This is a genomic window from Actinomyces culturomici (assembly GCF_900499005.1).
Classification (GTDB): domain Bacteria; phylum Actinomycetota; class Actinomycetes; order Actinomycetales; family Actinomycetaceae; genus Pauljensenia; species Pauljensenia culturomici.
Genome location: NZ_LS991317.1, coordinates 519,535 through 536,468 on the forward strand (window position 1 = coordinate 519,535; position 16,934 = coordinate 536,468).

Annotated in this window: 10 protein-coding genes and 6 pseudogenes; 9 read left to right on the forward strand and 7 right to left on the reverse strand. The window is 68.1% G+C overall.

Translation table 11 applies throughout. From position 1 onward, the window contains the following. Positions 1-126: 126 nt before the first annotated feature. The 3 genes and pseudogenes from melA to DY157_RS11795 all read left to right on the forward strand — a co-directional run. Entirely contained in the window at positions 127-1,443 is a 1,317-nt protein-coding gene (melA, locus tag DY157_RS09410; protein WP_115728365.1) for an alpha-glucosidase/alpha-galactosidase, read from the forward strand. Between the two features lie 23 nt (positions 1,444-1,466). After that, on the forward strand, positions 1,467-2,354 hold the full coding sequence (locus tag DY157_RS09415) for an endo alpha-1,4 polygalactosaminidase (protein ID WP_115728366.1): 888 nt from the start codon (positions 1,467-1,469) through the stop codon (positions 2,352-2,354). Positions 2,355-2,780: 426 nt separating this feature from the next. Beyond that, positions 2,781-3,050: pseudogene (locus DY157_RS11795) on the forward strand (AzlC family ABC transporter permease); the annotation flags it as partial. Positions 3,051-3,276: 226 nt separating this feature from the next. Here the strand turns inward: DY157_RS11795 and DY157_RS11800 are convergent. The 4 genes and pseudogenes from DY157_RS11800 to DY157_RS09440 form a co-directional block, all read right to left on the reverse strand. Next, positions 3,277-3,495: a ParB family protein gene (locus tag DY157_RS11800; protein WP_081083664.1), complete on the reverse strand. Its 219-nt coding sequence runs from the start codon at positions 3,493-3,495 to the stop codon at positions 3,277-3,279. 147 nt (positions 3,496-3,642) lie between these two features. After that, a pseudogene (locus DY157_RS09430) lies at positions 3,643-3,945 on the reverse strand (ISL3 family transposase); the annotation flags it as partial. Positions 3,946-3,975: 30 nt separating this feature from the next. After that, positions 3,976-5,254 (reverse strand): annotated as a pseudogene (locus DY157_RS09435) (IS3 family transposase). Between the two features lie 52 nt (positions 5,255-5,306). Beyond that, a pseudogene (locus tag DY157_RS09440) lies at positions 5,307-6,317 on the reverse strand (ISL3 family transposase); the annotation flags it as partial. A 348-nt stretch (positions 6,318-6,665) separates the two neighbouring features. Here DY157_RS09440 and DY157_RS09445 point away from each other — a divergent pair. The 4 genes and pseudogenes from DY157_RS09445 to DY157_RS09465 all read left to right on the forward strand — a co-directional run bounded on the left by DY157_RS09445 (position 6,666) and on the right by DY157_RS09465 (position 10,636). Then, positions 6,666-7,388 (forward strand): trimeric intracellular cation channel family protein, encoded by a 723-nt coding sequence (locus tag DY157_RS09445; RefSeq protein WP_115728369.1) that lies wholly within the window; start codon positions 6,666-6,668, stop codon positions 7,386-7,388. A gap of 3 nt (positions 7,389-7,391) precedes the next feature. After that, positions 7,392-8,126: an SOS response-associated peptidase gene (locus DY157_RS09450; RefSeq protein WP_115728370.1), complete on the forward strand. Its 735-nt coding sequence runs from the start codon at positions 7,392-7,394 to the stop codon at positions 8,124-8,126. Further along, positions 8,127-9,644: pseudogene (locus tag DY157_RS09455) on the forward strand (amino acid permease); the annotation flags it as partial. Positions 9,645-9,892: 248 nt separating this feature from the next. After that, positions 9,893-10,636 carry an HNH endonuclease family protein gene (locus tag DY157_RS09465; protein ID WP_115728373.1) on the forward strand — a complete coding sequence of 248 codons (744 nt, stop codon included), beginning with the start codon at positions 9,893-9,895 and terminating at the stop codon, positions 10,634-10,636. Between the two features lie 382 nt (positions 10,637-11,018). On the opposite strand, the pseudogene DY157_RS09470 reads toward DY157_RS09465, so the two are convergent. Continuing rightward, positions 11,019-11,954 (reverse strand): annotated as a pseudogene (locus tag DY157_RS09470) (Abi family protein). A 221-nt stretch (positions 11,955-12,175) separates the two neighbouring features. Beyond that, on the reverse strand, positions 12,176-13,465 hold the full coding sequence (locus tag DY157_RS09475) for an ISL3 family transposase (protein ID WP_115728374.1): 1,290 nt from the start codon (positions 13,463-13,465) through the stop codon (positions 12,176-12,178). 59 nt (positions 13,466-13,524) lie between these two features. Here DY157_RS09475 and DY157_RS11420 point away from each other — a divergent pair, with 59 nt between their 5' ends. Together DY157_RS11420 and DY157_RS09480 are read left to right on the forward strand one after the other, a co-directional pair. Next, positions 13,525-13,674 carry a hypothetical protein gene (locus DY157_RS11420; protein WP_160159520.1) on the forward strand — a complete coding sequence of 50 codons (150 nt, stop codon included), beginning with the start codon at positions 13,525-13,527 and terminating at the stop codon, positions 13,672-13,674. A 407-nt stretch (positions 13,675-14,081) separates the two neighbouring features. After that, on the forward strand, positions 14,082-15,218 hold the full coding sequence (locus DY157_RS09480) for a glycerate kinase (protein ID WP_115728375.1): 1,137 nt from the start codon (positions 14,082-14,084) through the stop codon (positions 15,216-15,218). 62 nt (positions 15,219-15,280) lie between these two features. Here the strand turns inward: DY157_RS09480 and DY157_RS09485 are convergent, their stop codons facing one another. Next, a complete protein-coding gene (locus tag DY157_RS09485) occupies positions 15,281-16,900 on the reverse strand; it encodes a class I adenylate-forming enzyme family protein (protein ID WP_115728376.1) in 1,620 nt (539 codons plus the stop codon). Positions 16,901-16,934: the final 34 nt, after the last annotated feature.

Consider the following 16,934-nt stretch of genomic DNA (forward strand, 5'->3'; position numbering starts at 1 on the left):
CCGGAAGGCCGCCACCCCGACGGCCCGGCGCCGGGGAGCGCATTGGTCGCTCACCAAAGGTGAGCGATTCGTGAAGAATACGAGCATAGTCTTGCACACATCGATCATCGTGTCCATGATGAGGGCATGGTCACCATTGCATTCATCGGCGCGGGAAGCGTCGTCTTCACCCGCGAGCTCGCCACCGACATCCTGCGCTACCCGGAGCTGTCCGATGTGCGCTTCGCCCTGTACGACATCGATCCCGAGCGGCTGTCGGTCGCGGCTCGGACCGTCGAGCAGGTGAGCAGGCAGCTCGGCGCCGCGGCCCAGGTGGTGGCCACGCTGGACCGCCGCGAGGCGCTCGCGGGAGCGGACTTCGTCGTCGACATGATCCAGGTCGGAGGCATCGACGCCACCCTGAAGGACCTGGAGATCCCGGCCCGATTCGGTCTGCGCCAGACGATCGGCGACACGACCGGCGTGGGCGGGGTCTTCCGCGCCCTGCGCACGTTCCCGGTGCTGACCGACATCGCGCGCGACATGATGGAGATCTGCCCGGACGCCTGGTTCCTCAACTACACGAATCCCATGGCGATGAACGTGTGGTGGACGTCCGTGGTCGCCCCGGAGCTCAAGACCGTCGGCCTGTGCCACAGCGTGTACTGGACCGCCCACGATCTGGGCGAGCTGATCGGCGTCCCCGTCGAGGAGACCACCTATCGCGCGGCCGGCGTCAACCATCAGGCCTGGCTTCTGGAATGGAAGCGGAACGGCGAGAGCCTCTACCCGCTGCTGCGGGACAGGATCCGCGAGGACCCCGGGATGGAGCGCCGCGTGCGCGTCGAGATCTTCCGCCGCATCGGCTACTACCCGACGGAGACCAGCGAGCACTCCTCGGAGTACCTGCCGTGGTTCCTCCGCTCCGATGAGCAGATCGAGCGCTATCGCCTGACCCCGCTGGAGTACGCGCAGATCAGCCGCGACAATGTGGCGGAGTTCGAGCAGACCGAGCGGATCCTTGACGCGGGCGGCGACCTGGAGCTCGACGACAGCGCCAGCGAGTACGCCCCCCAGATCATCCACTCCCTGGTCACGGGGGCCGAGCGCGAGATCCACGTCAACGTCCCCAACAGGGGCCTCATCGACAACCTGCCCCAGGGCGCCGTCGTCGAGGTCCCCGCCCGCGTCGACGCGCATGGGGTCCATCCGATCGCGATGGGGTGCCTGCCGGTGCAGTGCGCCGCCCTCAACCAGCCGTATCTGTCGGTCAACCGGCTCACAGTGGAGGCGGCGCGCACCGGGAACCCGCAGTTGATCAGGCAGGCCGTCCTGATGGACGCCAACGCGAATTCGACGCTGACGCCCCGCCAGATCTGGCAGCTGTGCAACGAGATGGTCGCCGCCCACGGCGATCTGCTCCCCGCGCCCCTGCGGGCCCAGATCTCGCCGGACAGGCTCTGACGGACACCCCGAGGAGGAGCGGCATGGTGAGCGCACCGACATCGCGGTTCGCGGGTCTGTCCGCGGCCGCGCTCCTCCTCGGGGTCCTCGCGGCCGCATCCCTGTCCGCCTGCGGGCAGCAGCGGAGCGCCGTACCGCCGACGTCCGGGGCGACGCCCGACCTGCCGCCGGTCTCCGGCGTCTTCGACTACCAGCTGGGAGGCGCGTCCGATGCCGTCGACGTCGACGGAGAGCCGGTGCGCCCCGACGTCGTGGTCCGCGATTCGACGGCGCCTCCCCTGGAGGGCGCGTACAGCATCTGCTACCTGAACGGCTTCCAGACGCAGCCGGACGCGGCGGAGCACTGGCGGACCGAGCATCCTGACTTGCTCCTGCGGGATGAGGGCGCCACACCGGCCGCCGACCCGGACTGGCCCGACGAATTCGTCTTGGATCCCACGACCCCCCGGCAGCGCGAGGGCATCTTGGCCGTCGTCGGCCCGTGGATCGACGCCTGCGCGTCCGCGGGATTCCAGGCCGTCGAGTTCGACAATCTGGACAGCTGGACCAGATTCGACGGGGTGGACCGCGCGGGGGCCCTCGAGCTGGCGCAGGCGTATGTGGACCGGGCGCACCGGGTGGGCCTGGCCGCGGCCCAGAAGAACACGGCGGAACTGGGCACCGACGGGCGCGACCTCATCGGGTTCGATTTCGCGATCGCGGAGTCCTGCGCGGTCTGGGGCGAGTGCGGCGGCTACGGCGACGTGTACGGCGATCACGTCCTCGACATCGAGTATCCGGAGGAGCTCGCCGATGCGGGAATGACGTTCGCAGACGTCTGCGCGTCGAGCGACCGGGCTCCGCTGACCCTCCTGCGCGACCGGGATCTGGTTCCGCCGGGCGCGGAGGGCCACGTCTTCGACTGGTGCTGATCGCCGGTCCGGCGCCTTCGCAAAGCCCCGGACGGCGGTCTTCGGGGTCCCGCGGACCTTCCCGGGGCCGCGTCTCCGACGGCTCCCGGCCGTCGGTTTCGTGCCCGTCGCGGAGTCCCCCTCGACGAGGGCGGCCCCGCGCACGGGACGGCAGGTCCGCGCGGGGCGCCGCCCTCGTCAACCAGAGTGGGAACCGAACTCGCGACGGAAGAGAACCGAAGTCGGCTCCAGAAGGGGCGCGGCGCCACTGGCGGTCCGAGTCGTGTGCGCCCCTCTTGCCGCCTCCCGCCCAGCGGACGCGGGCGGCGCGCCCGACGGCGAGGGTGGCACGATCGGATCGTGGACCGCCGTCACGAGATCGCCCGGGGACTGCGTCTCTCCCTCCCTGCGGGGCTGGGCCTGTTCCCATTGGGCGTGGCGTTCGGGATGCTGGTCATCCAGGACGGCCTGGAGTGGTGGGTGGCGCCCGCGCTGTCGATCTCGGTGTACGCCGGATCGGTGGAGCTGCTGCTGGCGAGCTTGATCGCCACCGCGACGCCGCTGGCCACGGTCGCCCTGACCGTCCTGCTGGTGAACTTCCGGCACGTGTTCTACGCCTTCTCCTTCCCCCGCCAGGTGATCACCGGGCGATGGGCCCGCCTGTACTCGACCTATGCGCTCACCGACGAGTCCTTCGCCACCGCCGCCGCCCATCCCGACGGCTGGACGGCGCCGCGCCTGCTCACGGTCCAGATCGCGTTCCAGTGCTATTGGGCTGAGTCCGGCTCGTTGGTCGTCCGCGGTGTCTGCGACCTGCACCTGGAACTGGTGGGTGCCGACGGTGACGGTCGCCGTCGAGGTGGCCGGCGTGCTCGGTGCGCATCCGGCCAGCAGGCCCAGCAGGGCCACTGTGGCGATGGTGCGCCCCTTCATGGGTGTTGTCTTACTCGCCGGCGGCGGCCGCGCCGCCCTGGGGCAGCTCTCGGGCTCCCACGGCGGGGAAGGGCTCGCCGTGGTTGTACTTGGCTTCCAGCTCCTCGACTTTGGCCATGACGGCATCGTTGACGAACTGGCTCAGGTTCCGGTTGCCCTCGGTCGTCATCGTGTAGAGGATCGCCCCGCGCACCCGGTCTGTGTCGGCCGGGTCCTGGTAGAACGACACCTTGTGCCGCCACTTCTTCTTGCCGCTCGTCGACGGCTCCTCGGTCTTGCGCGTGACGGGCGCGGCCGCGGGCTTGGCGGCCGCCGCCGGCGTAGCGGCCGGTGTCGGCTTCGTCTCGATTGTCGGCGCTCCTGACTCTTCCGTGGGTCATGGTCGGCCGGGGAGGGTGGGGCGGTGGCCGCCGAGGTTGAGCATGGCCAGGGCTATGAGGGCTTGTGGGGACCGGAACCCGAACGCGACGCGGGTGATGAGTGGGATCTTGGTGTTGACGGACTCGATACGTCCGTTGGAGAGGCCGTGCTCGATCGCGGCGAGGATCCGGTCGTGGTGTTTCACGATCGAGCGTTGGAGTTTCACGAAGGCGGGGATACGACATCGCCTGGCCCAGGAGATCCACCGGTCCAGTGCGTCGATGGCTTGCTCGTAGGGCAGCTTGAACACGACCCGTAGTGTCAAGCCCTGGGTTTTGTGGAGGCTCGTTTATCTGGTTGTGGTGGTCTCGGTAAGGGGCCGGTCAGCGGTATCGAGGTCTTCGATCTCGGCCCCGGTTCGGGCGTGGTAGGCGAGCTCATGTTCGACGGGGGTGAGCATCCCGATCGCGGAGTGAGGTCGCACGGTGTTGTACCAGTGGACCCACTCGGCAGTGGCGACCTCGACGTCGTCGATGGACGTCCAGGGGCCCTTGTTGCGGATGAGCTCGGCCTTGTACAACGAGTTCAGCGCCTCGGCGAGAGCGTTGTCGTAGGAGTCGCCCTTGGACCCCACCGAGGCCACCGCCTGGCAGTCCTCAAGGGCCTGCCCGTAGCGGACGGAGCGGTACTGCACCCCACGATCCGAGTGGTGGACGAGGCCGGCCAGGTCGGCACCGTCCCTGCGGCGCTGCCACACGCCCATGTTCAGGGCGCCCAGCGCCAGGTCGGTGTAAAGGCTGGTGGAGGTCTGCCAGCCCACGATCCGACGCGAGTTTACGTCGGTGACGAATGCGACACACCCACCCCGAGAACGTTCGGACGTAGGTGATGTCGGCGACCCACAGCTCATTGGGGCGCAAGGCCGAGAAGTGGCGGTCCACGAGGTCCGCGGGGCACTGCTCACGCGGCGCAGAGCGCGTCGTGTGGGGCGTCCTTGGCCCGCCGGATACCCCGCAGCCCCAGGCAGCGCATGAGGCGCTCGATCGTGCAGCGGGCCACGTGCCCCTGCCCGTGGCGCTCAGCGACCACGGGCCGGTTCAGCATGACGTGCATCTTGCGGGCCCCGAACGCCGAGTAGTTCTCAGCATGCACGGCACGGATCTCGTCCTTGAGGACCTCGTCGCGCCTGGCGCGTGGTGAGGGCGGGCGGGTCCTGGCCGCGTAGACGGTGGATGGGGCGATCGTGATGCCGGCGCTAGTCAGCGTCTTGCAGATCGGCACGGGCCCCGAACTCGTCCTTCTTGGACTCCACGTAGCGGCAGATCATCGGGATGGGCGGCCTGGCTCCGCCGCGAAAGAAGCTGAGGCGCTCTTCAGGATCGCGTTGGCCCGCCGAAGCTCGCGGACCTCCTTCTCCAGCTCCTTGATCCTCTCGGCCTCCGCCGTGGTGGTGCCGGGGCGGGTGCCCTGGTCCACCTCGGCCTGCCGCACCCACGTACGCAAAGCCTCCGGATGGACCCCCAGCTCGTCGGCGATCCTCTTGACCGCCCCCCTTAGCCCTGGAGCGCCTCCAGCGTCATCCTCGTCGCCCGCTCACGAAGCTCCAGCGGGTACCTCCTCTGTCCCATGCGCAGTGATCCTTCCTGTCATCACTGCCTCCATCAAACCCGGGACGCAACATAGTCCTTCTTTGAGGAGGTAGGCGCGGTGCAACCGAGGGTCGGTCTGCGCGATCCAGGCGAGCTTCGCGGTCTGTCTCTCGGTGAGATCCTCGGGGTTCTTCCACAGCGCGTAGCGTGAGTTCTTCAACCTGCGGGCCGTGTCACTGGCGGGTCTGGTGGGTGCGTCTTTGCGAGGTCTGCCGACGTTGCGGCGCGGTTCGCTCCTGGCGGCTCTGCGGGCATCGTTCCATGCCTGCCGGCGCACCTCGTCGAGGGCGTCGGTGGCCCATTTGACAACGTGAAACGGATCGGCGCAGCGCACTGCGTCCGGGCACTTCTCGGCGACGACGTCGCCGATCCAGTCTGCCCCGTCCGCACTGACATGCGTGATCCGAGCGCACCTGCCCGCCCCGGACGCCTCCAGCTCGTCAAAGAAGGCTCGCAGCGTCCTCTTGTCCCGCCCGGGCTTGGCCCACACGAGTCGGCCGGTGTCGTGACAGACGACGACGGTGAGGTACTTGTGGCCCTTCTTGTAACTGATCTCATCGATCCCGATGCGGGTGAGCCCGGCGAACAGGTCGGTCTCGGCGGCGGTGTCGTCCCACACGCGGGCAACGATCGCTCCGACCGTGCGCCACGCGATGCGCATCAACTCCCTCACGGCGGACTTGGAGGTGACCGTCGCCAACCACGCGACCTGCTGATCGAAGAATTTGGTGTGCCCGGCACCATGACGCGCCCACGGCACCTGCGCGACGATCACCCCATGCTCAGTACACTTCACACGCGGCGCCTCCGCTTCCAGCCACACCGGGACAGGGCCCAGGTCCAGCGCACTCCACCGCCGCAGCCCCTCACCGAGGTCGTAACGGGCAGCACGTCTGCCGCACCTCCCGCACCGAGGCCTCAGCTTCCCCGACGCACGCACCGACGCGACCACGATGCCCTCGTCCGCGTCATACTCGACCTGCTCGACGACCGTGGTCTTCTCGACTCCCAGCAGCTGTCGCCATAGGGTGGTTTCCTGCACGCCGTTCTCCCTGTTTCGTTACTGACTCTCGACAAGCCAGGAACATAGACGAGAGAACGGCGTGCACCCGTCCAGACCCGCCCAACCACCCACAGATCAGTCACAAGAGCCAAAGTTTGGANGGGTGGTTTCCTGCACGCCGTTCTCCCTGTTTCGTTACTGACTCTCGACAAGCCAGGAACATAGACGAGAGAACGGCGTGCACCCGTCCAGACCCGCCCAACCACCCACAGATCAGTCACAAGAGCCGCAAATCAGGGCGTTTTGACCCGCCAAACACCCAGAAAGCCGCCAAACGCGTGTTGGGGCGAGGTGCGCTGGGCGCCCGGCGTGCCCGACAATAGGTGCGTGCTCGACGCCCTCAACCACGCGCTCCCGGACCTGTTCCGGGCGATCGACCTCATCGGCGTGCTCCTCAACGGGATCATCGGAGGTCGACTCGCCCGCACCAAGCGCTTCGACGCGGTCGGCTTCGCCGTCCTCGCGATCATGTCGGCGCTGGCCGGGGGAATGTTGAGAGACGTCCTCCTCCAATCGGGCCCGCCGGCCGCCCTCACCGACCCGTACTACCTGGGGACCGCCCTCGTCGGGGCGGGGATCGCGATGCTGTGGAAGCTCGAGTCGCGGCCCTGGCGGATCGCCCTGGTCGTCGCCGACGGCACCGTCCTCGGCTGTTGGGCGGCAACCGGGGCGCTCAAGACGCTCGCCGCCGGGTTCGGGGTCCTGCCCGCGATCATGCTCGGCATCATCACGGCGGTCGGCGGCGGCGCGATCCGCGACATCTCGGCGGGCAACGTCCCGCAGGTCTTCGGCGGGAACAATCTCTACGCGACGCCGGCGCTCGTGTCGGCGGCGATCATGGTGGCCTTCCACGCGTTCGACCTCTCGACGATCGGAATGCTCGTCGCGACGATCGTCGGCTCGGGCTTCACCGTCGTCTCCCACTGGCGCCGCTGGCAGCTCCCGCAGGCGGGCGACTGGACGCTCACCGTCACGTCCTCGCAGCTCCGCCGTCTCTTCGCCGATTGGTCGGCCGGGGCCGCGAAACCCGACCGAACGGAAACGGAGTAGCCGATGTGCGGACGATTCTCCCTCTTCGCGGGAGACGACGAGCTCGTCTCGGCCTTCGACCTCGACCTCCTCGAGGGGGAGAACTCGGGGCCGCGCTACAACCTCGCCCCGAGTCAGGACGCGCGCGTCGTCCTCGAGCGGGTAGTCGAGCAGCCGGACGCGGATGGCGTGCTGCGGAGCCGGGTCGTCCGCAAGGGCCGCTACCTGAAGTGGGGCCTCGTCCCGAGTTGGGCGAAGGACGCGAAGCGGCCGATGATCAACGCGCGCGCCGAGACCGTGACGGCCAAGCCGATGTTCCGCGCCGCGGCGCTGCGGCGCCGGTGCCTCGTGCCCGCGAACGGCTACTACGAGTGGCAGACCTCCGAGACCGGCCGCAAGACCCCGTGGTTCCTCTCCGCGGGCGAGGGCGACCCCCTCATGTCCTTCGCCGGCGTCTACGAGGCGTGGCGCGATCCCGCAGTTCCCGAGGACGATCCGGCCGGTGCGTGGCTTCTCACCTTCGCGATCCTCACGCGCTCCGCGCCCGACGCGCTCGGCGTCATCCACGACCGGACCCCTGTCGTCGTGCCGCCCGACCTGCGCGGCGACTGGCTCGACCCCGCCCTCATCGACAAGGCGGAGGTGCGCGCCCTCGTCGACGCGATCCCCGCGCCGGACCTGCGCCCTAGAATCGTGTCCCCCCGAGTGGGTAATGTGCGCACTGATGATCCGACGCTCATCGAGGAGATCCCCTCGTAGGCGTCCCTCCCGACGACCGGGCCGAGCGCCTTCTCTCGGGCGCTCGGCAGCGCGATCGGCGCGGGCTTCTTCCTCGGGACGGGCGTCGCGATCCACGAGGCCGGGCCCGCCGTCCTCGTCTCCTACGCGCTCGCGGCCCTCATCGCGGTGTCGGTGATGTTCGCCCTCTCCGAGCTCGCCTCGGCCCTCCCGTCGACCGGGTCCTTCTCCACCTACGCCGAGGTCGGCATCGGCCGCTGGGCGGGCTTCACCTCCGGGTGGCTCTACTGGGCGATGCTCATCATGGTCCTCGGCATGGAGATCACGGGCGCCGCCGGCATCTTCGTCCTCTGGTTCCCCTCGGTTCCGCAGTGGGTCGTCGCCCTCGTCATCGTCGTCGTTCTCGGCGGCGTCAACCTCCTCGCGGCCCGCGACTTCGGCGAGGTCGAGGCGTGGCTCGCCGGCATCAAGGTGACGGCGATCGTCGCGTTCCTCCTCATCGGGATCGGCCTCGTGACGGGCCTCGTCCCCGGGCGGACCGAGTCGGTGGCCTCCACGGTCCTCGGGCACGGCGGTTTCGCGCCGAACGGCTTCTCCGGCATCGCGGTCGGCCTCCTCGCGATCATCACCTCCTTCGGCGGCATCGAGATCGTGACGATCGCGGCGGCCGAGGCCGAGGACGCCCAGTCGGCCATGGCGGCGGCGATACGCTCCGTCATCGGGCGGATCCTCGTCTTCTACGTCGGGTCGGTGGTCCTCCTCATCTGCCTCCTCCAGTGGGACTCGAAGGAGATGGCGACGAACCCCTTCGCCGCGGTCCTCGAGATGGCGGGGATCCCCGCGGTCGCCAGGATCATGGAGGCGGTCGTCTTCATCGCGCTCGTCTCGGCCTTCTCGGCGAACATCTACGCGTCGAGCCGCATGGCCTACTCGCTGTCCGCGCGCGGCATGGGGCTGCGCTGGCTCCTCGGGCGCGACGCGGGCTCCCTCGGCGACGTCGTCGAGGCGGGGGCCGTCGCGCCGGGCGCGCACGGGGTCGCTACGGGTGAATCCGGGTCGGCCGGGTCAGCCGGGTCGGTGGCCGGGCTCGGCGGAGCTGTCGGCGGGGGCGAGGATCTGCTCGACCTCGTCGCGGGCGAGGGCGCGGGCGGCGACATCGCGCTCGGCCGCACGCCGAAGCGCGCCGTGTGGGTGTCGATCGGCTTCGCCCTCGTCTCGGTCGCGCTCAACTGGCTGCTCCCCGAGACCCTCCTCGGCATCCTCATCAACGCGATCGGGATGGTGCTCCTCATCATCTGGGTGTTCATCCTCGTCGCCCAGGTGCGCCTCCACCCCGTCCTCGAAGCGGAGGGCGCGATCGCCCTTCGCGCGCCCGGCTGGCCGTGGCTCCCGTGGGTCGTCCTCGCCTCCCTCGTCGGCGTCGCCGGTCTCATGGCGTGGAATCCGGTCGCGCGCGGTCAGCTCATCGCGATGACGGTCCTCACCCTCATCATCATCGGCCTCTTCTTCCTCAAGGAGTCCCTCCGCCCCCGCCGCTAGCCCCTCCGCCCCCTTCACCGAGAGCATTACCTTCGCGCGCCGAAAGCATCACCTTCGTCCGTCGAGGGGATGCAGCGCATGACGTCGCGAAGGGTCGTGGCCGCCGCCCGGCCCGGGGGCAGTCCGGGGTCCGTCCGGCGATCGCCGTCCCTCCGTCCACAGATCGACGAGGGCGGGACGAAGACGCCGGTGGGAGGGCGGACAATGACCGTGCGCCCGATCGGGCGCACGGAGGTGAAGGAGGACCGGTGAGTCGGCGCAGGCGCAAGAGGATCACGATCGGCGATTGGATCGTCGCGCTCCTCGTCGCCGCGGTCCTCGCCTGGGCGTTCATCCCCTCCGCGCGGGCATGGGCCGACGCCGCGTGGAAGCGGGCCTCCGCCCAGTGGGCGCCGGGCGCGTCCTCGTCGATCGACTCGCTGCCGGAGACGCAGGCGGCCGCCGAACTCAAGGCCCTGCCCGTGCGCGACAGCGTGAACGGCGGCGCCCCCGAGTATTCGCGCGCCGCCTTCGGGCAGGCGTGGGCGGACGAGGACCACAACGGCTGCGACACCCGCAACGATGTGCTCGCCCGCGACCTCGCGCGACCGACCTTCAAGGCGGGCACCCGCGACTGCGTCGTCCTCACAGGGACGCTCGCCGAGCCCTACACCGGGTCCGTCATCGAGTTCCAGCGCGGCCAGGACACCTCGGCGCTCGTCCAGATCGACCACGTCGTCGCCCTCGCCGACGCATGGCGGTCGGGCGCGTGGCAGTGGGACGCGGCGGCCCGGCAGAAGTTCGCGAACGACCAGTCGAACCTCCTCGCCGTCGACGGGCGGGCGAATGAGGACAAGTCCTCGGCTTCGGCGGACGAGTGGCTGCCCCCGAATGAGGACTTCCGCTGCGACTACGTGAAGACGCAGATCAGCGTGAAGACGACGTGGGGCCTCTCCGTGACGGCCGCCGAGCGCGACGCGATGGCAGAGGTGCTCAGGGCCTGCCCCGATTAGGGTCTCTTTCAACAGGGAATGTGCTGGGACGTCATGTTGTGGCGGTCTTTCTCGTTTGATCGACTTCTGTGCGTTCACACAACCGGTACTTGATGCGCGGACTGGTGCCCGGGGCAGAGGCGACAACCCGTCCACTGTCGAGAAGGTCCCGAAGTGCATTGCGGATGGTCTGAGAAGTCACGTGCTCCATAGCTGCGAGCTCGGACGTTCCGGGAGCCCGGACCCGGCGCAACGAAACATGTTCCGAACGGGCACGCATCGGCACACCCTGAACTGCCGATCCGACTGCCGCCGGGCCCTGCGCGGTCGCGTTCGCCACGGGCCCGTCGGAGCTCGGCCCTGGTCGGCGCCTCAACTGCGAGTGGTGGGCAGCGGCAGACGATCAGATCACCGGTGGCAAGCCGAGCGCGGCGCGAGAGACGAGGGGATTGGTGACGAACTCGTCGGATAGGAGGCTGCGAACCTTGTGAGGCCATGTCGTTCCTGGTGAGGCAACACGCAGAATCTGAGCCATGACCAACAGTGCGCCGTGTATTCGTTCGCTTTGCACGTCGGGAAGCGGGCTGAGCGCGGGCAGTGTCTTGAGCGCCGCGGTAGGCGCCGGGGCGAAGGACTTGTTCCACAGCCGACCGTGGTGGGCGCAGGTGTTACGGATAATCGTCAACTGCTCCAACCAACTCGCCAGTGGCGACTGCGTCTTGACCTTCTCCTGCTGGCGCTTGGAGAGCGCGTCCAAGTCGATGATGAAACCGAGGTCTTCAGCGATGGTGCGTTGCTTCTTCGTGCCGAGGCCCTGGAATAGTCGGGAGACGTCGGAGAAGTCGAGGACTTCAGCGAGGACCCAGAACGGGTACTGCCCGTCGTAGTCGTCTCGGTAGTGCTGGATCGCCTCATTGTTCTTTCCAGCACGGTCGATCCGCTTCCGAGCCCTTGTCAGCCATGCGGAGTGGTTGAACGACTACCGAAACACCGAGGAGTCCGTGTATGCGAGTGGGTCTGGATGACACAGCGTTTCGCCGATGCGCGTGCGGAGCGTGATCTCGACGCGCTCCATGCCGTCGTGGACGAGCGTCCGCAGTTTTCGATCTGCCTCATACAACGCGATGACGTCGGCAAAGGAAGTACCGGGAATGAAGTCGTCGATGCGCTCATGGTTCGCATCGAACGCCCGTGCCGGATACCAGTAGGCCGAGAGCCGGTAGTACGACACGTTCGCCAACCACTGGCGTGCGAGATCGTCGTCAATCTGCATGCCGCGAGAGCGCAGGATAAGGATCTGTTGGTCGATGGTCGTCGCCGACTTGAGCGGTCTGGGCATGCGTCGGCTCCTTGGCCCGGAAAGAGATCCAGCCCACTCTCGACCGAGGTCGAGGCGGGCTGAACGATTACGCTCAGCGTAACAGGGATATGCGCCGGATTCCAGAGGTTTCGGCACGACCCGTCGGCGCTCGGGGTCAGTCGGTCAGGCGAACTGCACGGGAAAAAAATCAGCTTCCAAGCATGGCTGCAAAGTTTGGGCTCTCCTGACTGTTCCGTGGGTCATGGTCGGCCGGGGAGGGTGGGGCGGTGGCCGCCGAGGTTGAGCATGGCCAGGGCGATGAGCGCTTGGGGTGAGCGGAAGCCGAACGCGATGCGGGTGATGAGTCGGATCTTGGTGTTGACGGACTCGATGCGCCCGTTGGAGAGGCCGTGCTCGATCGCGGCGAGGATCGCGGGCAGGTGCGCCCGGATGCTCCTTGCGAGCTTCACGAACGCGGAGATCCGGCAGCGGCGCGCCCAGGACAGCCACTTCTCCAGCGCCTCGGTTGCTTCCTGGAGCGGCAGTTTGAACACGGCGCGCAGGCCTTCTTTGAGGAGGTAGGCGCGGTAGAGGCGCGGGCTCGTCTTCGCGATCCATCTCAGTTGCACGGTCTGCTTCTCGGTGAGATCTTCGGGGTTCTTCCACAGCGCCCAGCGGGCGTTCTTCACCTGCTTGGCTTCTCCGGTCGATCTGCCGGCACGGTGCTGGGTGACGGCGCCGCGAACCGTGTTCCACACGTCACGGCGAACCTCGTCGAGCGCGTCGGTGGCCCACTTCACGACGTGGAACGGGTCGGCGCACCGCACCGCGTTCGGGCAGCGTCTCGTAACGACCGCAGCGATCCATTCGGCGCCGTCGGCGCTGACATGGGTGATCATCCCGCACCGATCCTCGCCGGCGTGTTCACCGGATGCTGCCAGCGCGTCGAAGAAGCCGTTCAGGGTGGCCTTGTCGCGACCGGGCGCGGCGCACACCAGGCGCCCGGTGTCGTGGTCGACGACGACGGTGAGGTACTTGTGGCCCTTCTTGTAGGAGATCTCGTCGATGCCGATCTTCCGCAGCCCGGCGAACTGATCGACCGCGGCGGCGGTGTCGGCCCAGTAGCGGGTGATGATCGCTCCGACGGTGCGCCACGCGATCCGCATCAGCTCACACGCCGCGGTCTTCGAGGTCTGCGTCGCCAGCCACGCAACCTGCTGATCGAACGCGAACGTATGCCCGGCCCGGTGGCGCGCCCACGGCACCCGGGCGACGACGATGCCGTGATCCCGGCAGCGGACCCGAGGGGCGTCGGATTCGAGGAACACCTGAACCTCACCGAAGTCCAGGCCCCGCCACCTTCGGCGTCCCTCGCCCCGGTCATAGAGTCCTGACCGGCGGCCACACACACCGCATCGAGACCTTGCCCGGGAGGTCGGGCGCACGTGAGCGACCAGTCGCACCACATCGCCGAGCTCGTCGACTCCGACATCCTCGACCACCGTCTTCTCGACTCCGAGGAGCCCCCGCCATAGAGTCCTTGATTGCACGCCGTCTCCTGCTCTCAGTTCCGATCCTTCGCAAGACCAGAACCTAGACAGGAAGCGGCGTGTCTTCACGCTACGGCGTGCTTCACCATCCACAGAAACGTCAGGAGAGCCTGAAAACTGCCGTGGAGGCGGCGGAACTGGTCGAGGAGACGGCGCAGGTCGCCACACTCAGCTGCCTGCTGCGGACGCGGGGAGGCGGTTCGCTGTAGGCCTTGCAGATGGACCAGACACTCCTGTCAAGGGTTGTGGGGGTGCACGGCCTCGCGGCCGTGCACCCCCACGGTGCCTCCCCTTCAGATCTGTCCGCCGTCCCAGGACCAACCAGGTGCGCAACTGCGGGTCAGTCGCACTTAAGCCCCCGGGACACGGGGGACCGACGGGTGTCGGTCAAGCCGAACCAGTGTCTGAAGTGCGAAAACGTGTGATCCCGCTGGTGCTCCCCAGTCTCTCGGACAACGTCGTCGCGACACTTAACGGATCGAACTCGCGACCCTTGCATGCCTACGATGCGTGACAAGTCGGTCCCGGAACAATCCGGCCCCGGGGCCACCTTCACCGGTCTGGACAAGCAACCGCAGGCACGTCGTGGTGCCGCGGTCTCCTGGGAGGGAAACACATGCGCGTCATCATCGCCCCGGACTCGTTCAAGGAGAACATGGATGCGTCCGTGGCCTCCGCAGCTGCCGCCGCCGGCATCCACCGCGTCGACCCGGACATCGAGTGTGTGACGATCCCGGTCTCCGACGGTGGCGAAGGGCTGGTCGACGTGCTCTCGCGTCCGCTCGGGGCGTCGCAGGTCAGCCTGTCCGTGACCGGGCCCCTGGGGACACAGGTGACTGCGAGCTACGGATGGAGCCAGGACTCCCGGGTCGCCATCGTCGAAGTGGCTGAGGCCTGCGGTGTGCACCTGGTCCCCCGCGACGAGCGGGACATCATGCACGCCACTTCGCGGGGTGTCGGCGAGATCCTGGAGGACGCCCGTCTGAGGGGCGCCCGCACGATCATCGTCGGGCTCGGGGGGTCGGTGACCAATGACGGAGGAACAGGCCTCGTCCAAGCCCTCGGTGGACGGCTCCTCGATGAAGACGGAGCGACGGTCCCCGACGGACCTGTGCACGTCATGGAGGCGTCCGCACTTGACCTGGCAGGTGTGGCGGACTGGTCGGACGTCGACGTCATCCTCGCGCGGGACGTGACGAATCCCCTGCTGGGCCCGACCGGCGCCTCAGAGGTGTTCGCTCCTCAGAAGGGAGCCTCCAGGGAACAGGTCACCCAGCTGGACGCCATCCTGACGCACTGGGCCGACCTGCTCGAGCACGCGTCGAACACGCCCGTGCGTGATCTGCCCGGTGCCGGCGCTGCCGGTGGAATGGGAGCGGCCCTGATCGCGGTGGTCGGGGCGGAGAGCCGGTCAGGAATCGATGTGGTCCTCGACTGCACGGGTTTCCACGATGCCGTCGTGTCTGCTGACCTGGTCTTGACCGGTGAAGGTCGGATGGACTCCCAGACAGCCTCCGGGAAGGCACCGTGGGGAGTGCGCCTCGCTGCGGCTGCAGCCGGCGTGCGCACGATTGCGCTGTGTGGGTACCGGGGAAGGGGTGCGGAGAAGCTCGTGGGGCCGGACGGGTTCGACCGCGTCATTGAGATCTGCGATCCTGCGGTCCCGCTCGAGCGAGCACTCAAGGAGGGACCCCAGAACATGGCGGCCACCACGGAACGCCTCTTCCGCAGCCTCCTGGAGCCCAACGCCTGAGGTCCCCTCGGGGGAGGTCCCGTCAGACAGACCTGTCGGAACCTCCCCGCGCTGACAACCTCTCAGCTGTGGGCAGCCGGAGTACCCACCGCTCCCTCCCGGAGAAGCTCGCTGATCGCACGCTTGTCGACCTTCAGGTTCGACGTCAGAGGGAGATGATCGCTCCAGCACACCCGGGTGGGGATCTGGTAGCGCGGAAGCCGTTCCGCGAGCGCGGAGCGGACGTCGACGTCAGACGGGTGCTCGCTGGAATCGGGCACGAGCAACGCGGCGGGAACCTCTCCGTAGAGGTCGTCACAGACTCCGACCACGGCCGCGTCCGCGACTCCGGGGAGGCGACGCAGTTCCTCCTCCACGTCGATGCACCAGACCTTCTCCCCTCCCCTGTTGATCATGTCCTTCACTCGGTCGGCGACGTAGAGGTACCCGTCCTCGTCGAGCCGACCCAGATCGCCCGTCTCGAACCAACCGTCCCGGATCAGCCCGGGCAACTCGTCGTAACGGTCGAGGATGTTCGCGCCACGCAGCATGATCCGCCCGACCTCTCCGAGGGGGACTTCGTGGTCGAGTTCGTCGAGGATGCGGACCTCCATCCCCGGGATGGCGAGGCCGGAGTATCCCGTGATCACGTGGTCACCGGGATCGGCGGGCGTGACGAACGCAGGTGAGCTGGACTCCGTCAGGCCGTAGATCGGACGGAACGAGAGTTCCGGCAACCAGTGCCTGAGCTCCTCGATCCGGGCGACGGGCATGTGCGCCGAGCCGCACGCGGCAAGCCTCCACGCCGGCAGCAACGGGAACTGCTCCCGTTCGCGCAGGAGCAGGGTGAAGACCGTCGGCGAGGCGTGGAGGAAGGTGATCGCCCCGTCCCGGATGGTCTCCAGGACCCGGTGGGCGTCGAAGCGCCGATGAAGAACCAGGGTCCCTCCCACGTGGACCATCAACCCCATCACCGCGATCAGTCCCGTCACGTGGTAGATGGGCACGGGCAGGAGGCACCTGTCGGATGCGACGATCCCGAGGACCCGACGGTAGGTCTCCACTGCGTGCCCGACGTTGAGGTTGGTGAGGAGGACGCCCTTGCTCTGTGAGGTCGTCCCCGACGTGTATATGAGCACCGAGTCCCGACCGAGGTCCCGCACAGGTGTATGCGGGTGCCCAGAACCCCAGGGCGCGAATCGCTCGAGCCTGTAGGAGGACTTGTCATCGACGCACACGACCTGGCGTATCCCACTGTGTCGCGCGATGTCCTCGAACCGTGCCTCGACGATTGCCGTCGTGGCGTGCGAGCGCCTCAGCAGGGAGGTGATCTCCTGGTCGTGGAACTTCGTCGGGACGGGGACGACGACGGCACCGAGCGCATTGGCCGCGTAGACGGCTGTGCAGAACTCGACACTGCTCTCGAGCAGGAGGGCGATCCTGTCGCCCACGACCACTCCGGCACTGGCGACCAGGGCGTCAGCCAGGTCGTCCACACGGTCCAGCACCTCGCGGTAGGACCAGGTGCGACCCGAGTCGTCCACGATGCACACCGCGCCCGGGTTCCGCGCCGCCGATGCCACCAACGACTCATGGAGGCTTCGCGGGGTGCTGGCGTAGGTCTCGACAATGCCGGAAGGGGTCCCCTGATGGACCATTTCTCCGGTGGTCTCACGGGACCAGAGGCTGGTGCCGTTGAGCATGGCGATCTCCCTCCATTGGGGTGTCCCCGATCGA